The 2,881-nt window shown below is 52.8% G+C and carries 1 rRNA gene; it reads right to left on the bottom strand.

Going from position 1 to position 2,881, the window contains the following annotated elements:
* Window positions 1-2,878: ribosomal RNA gene (locus COJ96_RS17205) — 23S ribosomal RNA — on the bottom strand; the annotation flags it as partial.
* Window positions 2,879-2,881 lie beyond the last annotated feature (3 nt).

Genomic DNA, 2,881 nt, shown 5'->3' with positions numbered 1-2,881 from the left:
TAAGTCCTCGAACGATTAGTATCAGTCAGCTCCACATGTTACCACGCTTCCACCTCTGACCTATCAACCTGATCATCTTTCAGGGTTCTTACTAGCTTGCGCTATGGGAAATCTCATCTTGAGGGGGGCTTCATGCTTAGATGCTTTCAGCACTTATCCCGTCCGCACATAGCTACCCAGCGATGCTCTTGGCAGAACAACTGGTACACCAGCGGTGCGTCCATCCCGGTCCTCTCGTACTAAGGACAGCTCCTCTCAAATTTCCTGCGCCCACGACGGATAGGGACCGAACTGTCTCACGACGTTCTGAACCCAGCTCGCGTACCGCTTTAATGGGCGAACAGCCCAACCCTTGGGACCGACTACAGCCCCAGGATGCGATGAGCCGACATCGAGGTGCCAAACCTCCCCGTCGATGTGGACTCTTGGGGGAGATAAGCCTGTTATCCCCGGGGTAGCTTTTATCCGTTGAGCGATGGCCCTTCCATGCGGAACCACCGGATCACTAAGCCCGACTTTCGTCCCTGCTCGACTTGTAGGTCTCGCAGTCAAGCTCCCTTGTGCCTTTACACTCTGCGAATGATTTCCAACCATTCTGAGGGAACCTTTGGGCGCCTCCGTTACTTTTTAGGAGGCGACCGCCCCAGTCAAACTGCCCACCTGACACTGTCTCCCACCCCGATGAGGGGTGCGGGTTAGAATTTCAATACAGCCAGGGTAGTATCCCACCGACGCCTCCACCGAAGCTAGCGCTCCGGCTTCTCAGGCTCCTACCTATCCTGTACAAGCTGTACCAAAATTCAATATCAGGCTACAGTAAAGCTCCACGGGGTCTTTCCGTCCTGTCGCGGGTAACCTGCATCTTCACAGGTACTATAATTTCACCGAGTCTCTCGTTGAGACAGTGCCCAGATCGTTACGCCTTTCGTGCGGGTCGGAACTTACCCGACAAGGAATTTCGCTACCTTAGGACCGTTATAGTTACGGCCGCCGTTTACTGGGGCTTCGATTCAGAGCTTCGCTTAGCAGCTAACCCCTCCTCTTAACCTTCCAGCACCGGGCAGGCGTCAGCCCCTATACTTCGCCTTGCGGCTTCGCAGAGACCTGTGTTTTTGCTAAACAGTCGCCTGGGCCTATTCACTGCGGCTCTTCGAGGCTATTCACCTCAAAAAGCACCCCTTCTCCCGAAGTTACGGGGTCATTTTGCCGAGTTCCTTAACGAGAGTTCTCTCGCTCACCTTAGGATTCTCTCCTCGCCTACCTGTGTCGGTTTGCGGTACGGGCACCTTTTATCTCGCTAGAGGCTTTTCTTGGCAGTGTGGAATCAGGAACTTCGGTACTAAATTTCCCTCGCTGTCACAGCTCAGCCTTATGTGAGAGGCGGATTTGCCTACCTCTCAGCCTAACTGCTTAGACGCGCATATCCAACAGCGCGCTTACCCTATCCTCCTGCGTCCCCCCATTGCTCAAACGATAAAGAGGTGGTACAGGAATATCAACCTGTTATCCATCGCCTACGCCTTTCGGCCTCGGCTTAGGTCCCGACTAACCCTGAGCGGACGAGCCTTCCTCAGGAAACCTTAGGCATTCGGTGGATGAGATTCTCACTCATCTTTCGCTACTCATACCGGCATTCTCACTTCTAAGCGCTCCACCAGTCCTTACGGTCTAGCTTCAACGCCCTTAGAACGCTCTCCTACCACTGACATCGTAGATGTCAATCCACAGCTTCGGTGATACGTTTAGCCCCGGTACATTTTCGGCGCAGAGTCACTCGACCAGTGAGCTATTACGCACTCTTTAAATGGTGGCTGCTTCTAAGCCAACATCCTGGTTGTCTAAGCAACTCCACATCCTTTTCCACTTAACGTATACTTTGGGACCTTAGCTGGTGGTCTGGGCTGTTTCCCTTTTGACTACGGATCTTATCACTCGCAGTCTGACTCCCACGGATAAGTCTTTGGCATTCGGAGTTTGTCTGAATTCGGTAACCCGATGAGGGCCCCTAGTCCAAACAGTGCTCTACCTCCAAGACTCTTACTACGTGAGGCTAGCCCTAAAGCTATTTCGGAGAGAACCAGCTATCTCCAAGTTCGATTGGAATTTCTCCGCTACCCACACCTCATCCCCGCACTTTTCAACGTGCGTGGGTTCGGGCCTCCATCCAGTGTTACCTGGACTTCACCCTGGACATGGGTAGATCACCTGGTTTCGGGTCTACGACCACATACTCATACGCCCTATTCAGACTCGCTTTCGCTGCGGCTCCGTCTCTTCAACTTAACCTTGCATGGGATCGTAACTCGCCGGTTCATTCTACAAAAGGCACGCCATCACCCNNGGGCTCTGACTACTTGTAGGCACACGGTTTCAGGAACTATTTCACTCCCCTTCCGGGGTGCTTTTCACCTTTCCCTCACGGTACTGGTTCACTATCGGTCACTAGGGAGTATTTAGCCTTGGGAGATGGTCCTCCCTGCTTCCGACCGGATTTCACGTGTCCGGCCGTACTCAGGATCCACTCAGGAGGGAACGAAGTTTCGACTACAGGGTTTTTACCTTCTNNTTGAGTGTCCTACAACCCCAAGAGGCAAGCCTCTTGGTTTGGGCTATGTCCCGTTTCGCTCGCCGCTACTCAGGGAATCGCGTTTGCTTTCTCTTCCTCCGGGTACTTAGATGTTTCAGTTCCCCGGGTATGCCTTCCATACCCTATGTATTCAGGTAAAGATACTGTTCCATTACGAACAGTGGGTTCCCCCATTCGGAAATCTCCGGATCAAAGCTTACTTACAGCTCCCCGAAGCATATCGGTGTTAGTCCCGTCCTTCATCGGCTCCTAGTGCCAAGGCATTCACCGTGCGCCCTTTCTAACTTAACCTAA

The sequence above is a fragment of the Bacillus sp. AFS073361 genome (assembly GCF_002567005.1).
Classification (GTDB): Bacteria; Bacillota; Bacilli; order Bacillales; family Cytobacillaceae; genus Neobacillus.
This window is presented reverse-complemented; position numbering and strand designations above follow the sequence as displayed.